General features: G+C 63.7%; 3 protein-coding genes and 1 pseudogene. 2 read left to right on the top strand and 2 right to left on the bottom strand.

Annotated elements, in window-relative coordinates:
- Positions 1-436, top strand: a pseudogene (locus P1P75_RS39570) (ATP-binding protein); the annotation flags it as partial.
- 3 nt (positions 437-439) lie between these two features.
- On the opposite strand, the gene P1P75_RS39565 reads toward P1P75_RS39570, so the two are convergent.
- Positions 440-3595 (bottom strand): DUF3427 domain-containing protein, encoded by a 3156-nt coding sequence (locus P1P75_RS39565; RefSeq protein WP_319264472.1) that lies wholly within the window; start codon positions 3593-3595, stop codon positions 440-442.
- A 160-nt stretch (positions 3596-3755) separates the two neighbouring features.
- Between P1P75_RS39565 and P1P75_RS39560 the strand changes: the two genes are divergently transcribed.
- On the top strand, positions 3756-4784 hold the full coding sequence (locus P1P75_RS39560; protein ID WP_319264471.1) for a YDG/SRA domain-containing protein: 1029 nt from the start codon (positions 3756-3758) through the stop codon (positions 4782-4784).
- Between the two features lie 250 nt (positions 4785-5034).
- On the opposite strand, the gene P1P75_RS42115 is transcribed toward P1P75_RS39560, so the two are convergent.
- A partial coding sequence (locus P1P75_RS42115; protein ID WP_369076357.1) for an SEC-C metal-binding domain-containing protein occupies positions 5035-5098 on the bottom strand: 64 nt, incomplete at its 5' end.

Genomic DNA, 5098 nt, shown 5'->3' with positions numbered 1-5098 from the left:
CGACACTCGGGCCCTCAACCTGCCCAGCCTCAGCCCACAGCACGAAAACGGTCCACCGACTCCGTCGGCGGACCGTCACGCAAGATCGAGGCTAGTGGATGCCCTCGCGGATCGCTGGGGCATTGAATTGCACGATGACTGCAAGGTGACGTGGTGCGAGCTCGCCGCCGTACCGACAGCGCCCGCGGGTCGCGCAGGCAGGTCGTCGCGCGTGGCGCGAGCCGAAACAGTTCTCAGCTTCTACGGAGACGGTGAGCTGCTCGGCACATCCCGGCGAAGTCGGCTGGGTGCGATGGCGGCAGAGGCTGCCGCCATCGACGTCATCGCTGACCTCCTGCACTGGCTACAGGCGCATGGCCACGACACGGACGAGATCCTCGAACGTGCCCAGATGAACTTCGAGGCCGAACTGAACGCGGTGCAAGCCCATCTATGAGGGTCAGCCTGCTGCTACGGCCTTGGCGTATGTCAGCACATCTGCCGGGAGCGGGTGCTCGAGCTTCCAAGTGATGGCCATCGGCTTGCTGCCCTCGTGCTTCTCGAACTCGGCAGGGCCCAGCAGCATCCATGGCTGAGCGCCGCCAATGTCGGTGGTTTTGTAGCGGCGGACGAACAACAAAACCTTGCTGCCCTGCGCCACGTGGTGCTGGTACCGCAACCCCGTCGGAGACGTTTCCGAGGTCTGGTGCTGAGATTCCCAGTGGAAGCGGGTCTCGCTCAGTGCGAAGTCGCGGTAACGCGTCTGAGGAGAAAAGTCCTTCTCGTCCTTCTCCAGGGTGATGAGGAGCGCGTCGGTCTTGATGGACTCGCACCACTTCACGCCCTCACGGAAGTCACCCGGCATGAAGGCCCCGATGTCGGCCTGGCCGAGCGCGGGAAGGATCTCTTCGCGGCTGTAGGAGGCGTGCACTGTCAATGGAATGCCCCGGTCCCCGGCCACCCCGAGGAGCGGGATCGGAACGTGCTCGGTGTGGGCAAGGTTGTGCGCCAGCACCTGGTGCAGCTCGCTGCGAACGGCATGGTGCTTCCGAAGAGAAGCAAACCCCGCGTCGTAGCTTGCGTAGCCCTTTCTGGTCACACCGCCCACCGGCCAGAGCTGGAAGAACAGCATGCGCGCGTAAGCCTGTCCTTGTTCGTCGAGGTCACTGTAGGCAGGGGCGTTGTCTTCCAACATGCGCGTGTATGCGTCCACGCGTAGCGGGTCGTCGATGTGGAGGAAGGCAGGCACTCGCTTGAGGAGCGCGATCTCACCTTCGGGCGCCTCGCGGTCGATCAGGCCGGCACGGCGCAGCAGTGCCGTCCAGGAGTTTCCGCTGCCCCGGTACACCTCCTTGATGTCTCGGCCGCTTTCATCCAGGTAGCGGCTGAGACGTGCCTCACCGTAGTCAGCGACTTCGCGCGCCAACGTGGTGACGTTGACGCTGAGTTGCTCCTTGATATTGGTGATGATCCGGTGCTTCGCCTTCTCCTCTAGCAGGATCGCGCAGCCGGAGGGGAGCTGCGGGAAGTCGTGCTCGATGTGGTCCAGCAGCCGCTTGCGGGTGAGGTTCGTCAGGGCGCGAAACTGGTTCTCGAAGCGGAACTCCTTGCGGTGCTGGCCAATGAAGTCCAGGACGGTCAACACCGCCTTGTTGTCAGAGCGACGCAGCCCCCGCCCGAGTTGCTGGAGGAACACGGTCGCGCTCGAGGTAGGACGGAGCAGGAGCAAGGTATCGACGTCGGGCACGTCGACGCCTTCGTTGAAGAGGTCGACCGAGAAGACCACCTGAACCGCCCCGGATCTCAGATCGGCGAGTGCCTGCCGTCGTTCAGCTGCCGGAGTGTCCCCAGACACGGCGACCGAGTTGATACCAGCCGCCCGGAAGGACTCGGCCATGAAGTGCGCGTGAGCGACCGAGACACAGAACCCCAACGCCCGCATCCGACTGGGGTCGGACACCTTTTCCTTGACGGCCTTCACGATGAGGCCAACGCGGACCGTGTCGCCGGTCAGAATGTTGCTGAGTGAGCCCGCGTCGTATGCTCCGCGTTTCCACACCACAGTGCTCAGATCGGTGTTGTCGCTAACTCCGAAGTAGTGGAAAGGGCACAGCAGTTCGTTGTCCAGGGCTTCCCATAGCCGCATTTCGGCGGCGATGCGGCCGTCGAAAAACTCGTCCTGGATGCTTTTGCCATCCATGCGTTCTGGAGTGGCGGTCAGGCCAAGCAGCTCCAACGGCTGGAAGTGATCGATGATCTTGCGATACGTCGGAGCGGTCCCGTGGTGAAACTCATCGATCACGATGACGTCGAAGTGGTCCGGAGCGAGGCGCTCCAGGGCCCGTGCATGCAGTGACTGGACGCTCGCGAAGACATGAGTCCACCGCTCCGGGATCTCGCCGCTGTGGAAGGACTCGCCGAAGTTCGCATCGAAAAGGATCTCCTGGTACGTCCGCATGGACTGCTGCAAGATTTCTTTACGGTGGGCGACGAAGAGGAGACGCAGGTCGCGGCCGTACCTCTGCCGCAGGTGCTTGTAGTCGAGCGCTGCCATGACGGTCTTGCCTGTGCCGGTCGCCGCTACCAGGAGGTTGCAGTGCCGATCGTGGACCTCACGCTCGACGTCAAGGCGCTCGAGCATGTCGCGCTGATAGGGGTACGGCCGCACTTCAAGGCCGGACAACGTGATGGGTCGGTCTGCAGAAGGGGCTCCGCCTGCGATGGTCAGCGCCTCCTGGAGACGGCCACCATCAGCATCGGGGTCGTATGTCTCGAAGGTGGGGTCACTCCAGTACGACTCGAACGTCGCCTCAAACTTGCGTAGAACATCCGGCGTAGCTACGGAGGACAGGCGAACGTTCCACTCCAGCCCGTCGAGGAGTGCTGCCTTCGACAGGTTCGAGCTGCCGACGTATGCCGTGTCGTAGCGGCTCTTTCGGCGGAACAGCCATGCCTTGGCGTGTAGCCGAGTCGACCGCGTCTCGTAGTTGACCTTGACCTCAGCGTTGAAGTCCCGTACCAAGCGGTCCAGTGCGCGTCGCTCGGTGGCGCCGATGTACGTCGTGGTGAGGACCCGTATGGGTACGCCCCGCGCGTGGGCTGCTTGCAAGGATCGCTCGATGACCCGCAGCCCGTGCCATTTGACGAAGGCGCACAGGAGATCCACGTGGTCGGCGGTTGCCAGCTCTGCTCGCAGTTCAAAACCGAGGCTGGGATCGTCGGGGGCGTTGGTGAGGAGCGCAGTGTCTGAGAGTGGGATGCCGGGCCGTACCGCAAACACTCCTGGTGCTTCCTGCTGCGTCATCGCCAAGAGCTGGCGAGGGCCCTCAGCGACGAGGTCCACCCATTCCTGGGCTCCCTCAAGCGTGCTGATGGACTCCAGGATGTGGTTCGCCGCGTGCACACGATCTTCAGCAGGAAGATTCCGCAGCACGCGCTGCACGGTGCGAGAGACATGCCGGGCAAGCACATGGGGGACCGATTCGGGCCCGACTGGGTCGCTCACCGGGTGCCAGCCAAGCTGGGCGAGCTCCTTGAGCTTCTGCTCGAAGCGCAGCGTGATCAGTTGCTCATACAGGCCCGAGACGGGGTGGGACAGATCCTCCAGCTCAGACATGCCAGCTCCCTTGATCGCTCGAGCAACTGGCTCATGTCTAACAGAGGGCTCTGACATCTAGGTCCGAGGTTGTCCCTTATGGCGAGTCTTCGCAGCTCCAACTGGCCTGCAGCTGAAAGGGGTTTGACAATATTGATCAGACTCGCTCAATTATGGGCGAGTGAGAATCGAACGAGTCATCGGACACATACTGGGTGTGCCTGTCGGCGAGGTCTTCCATCGGCGGCTAGACGTGCAGCGCGCCAAGTTGCACCAGACGAACCAGAAGGGCATCTCGTGGCTCTATGACGAGGACGGCAACAAGGTCGGAGATGCGATCGTCCTGCACGGCGGCTACGAGGACGACGAAGATCACTGGGACTGGATTCGTTACACCGGCGCTTCAGAAGGCAAGGACAAGGACGCCAGCGGCAGGTTACTCCGCAGCCAGTCGTGGTCGTACACGGACAACGCTGCCATGCGGCTCAGCTACGAGAGGGCCCATCCCATCCGTGTCATCCGGGGCTACGAAGGAGACCCGCGCTACTCGCCGAACGACTGCTACAGGTACGACGGCCTGTACGAGATCACAGACCTCCGCACGGCGACGTCCAGGTCTCCTGCGCCCGACGGATCGCCGATCAAAATCTGTCAGTTTGATCTGAGGCGTCTGCCGGAGCCTGAACAGGCGCAGACCGATCTCGAACGCCGCGTCGTCGCGGTACTCGACGAGCTCGACGACGAACAAGACGATGACCCGCCCGGGCAGGAAGGTCAGCCGGGCGCGGCACAGACCGCGGAGAAGTTTCCGGAAGCGCGCAGCATGCGAGTGCGCCGCCTCATCCGGGACACGGCTGCCGCGAAGCGGATTAAGAAGCTCTACGAAGGGGAGTGCCAGCTGTGTGGCCTCCGCATGGTGGGGCCGGACGGTAAGCCGTACAGCGAGGGCGCCCACATACGACCGCTGGGAAAGCCCCATCACGGCCCCGATGTCGAACCCAACATCCTTTGCCTCTGTCCCAACTGTCACGTTCGGCTCGACATCGGCGCCGTCGTCATCGACGAAGACTGGTCCGTGATCCGGCGGGTGGGCCTGTTTGGGGTGGACCTCCGACCGAAGCTCCACATGAGCGACGAACACACGGTTCACCCGGAGTACGTCCGCTACCACCGCACCCACTGGGAACAGAAGGCCACGGACCCCAAGTAGTTCAACCGGCACCGTGGCTCTGGCATGTCCCAGGGGCCAGGGGCCAGGGGCCAGGGGCCAGGGGCCGCGATCGCGTCTCGCCTGCATGCGGGGTGGCGTGGCGGCTTCGCGGAGTAGGGACGGTACGGGCGTACGGCGTAGGAGTGTGGCGCCTGCCCCCGGATGCTGAGGCCAGAAGAGCCGTCGGCCCGCCAGGCATGCCGGGCGGGCCGTACCGACAGATGTCGAGGGCGTCTGGGTGGGCGGCGGGTCAGGCTCCGACCCCGTGGCACTTCCCATACGGGTTTCCCGACCCGCACCAACAAGAACCCCCC

Origin of the sequence: Streptomyces sp. ID05-39B (genome assembly GCF_033794725.1) — a bacterium.
GTDB lineage: Bacteria > Actinomycetota > Actinomycetes > Streptomycetales > Streptomycetaceae > Streptomyces > Streptomyces bobili.
Note: the sequence above shows the minus strand (reverse complement) of the source record. Positions and strands in the feature narration are given on the sequence as shown.

Excerpts from the sequence above, each read along its gene's own strand:
- P1P75_RS39565 (WP_319264472.1), bottom strand. The coding sequence starts at position 3,595 with ATGTCTGAGCTGGAGGATCTGTCCCACCCCGTCTCGGGCCTGTATGAG.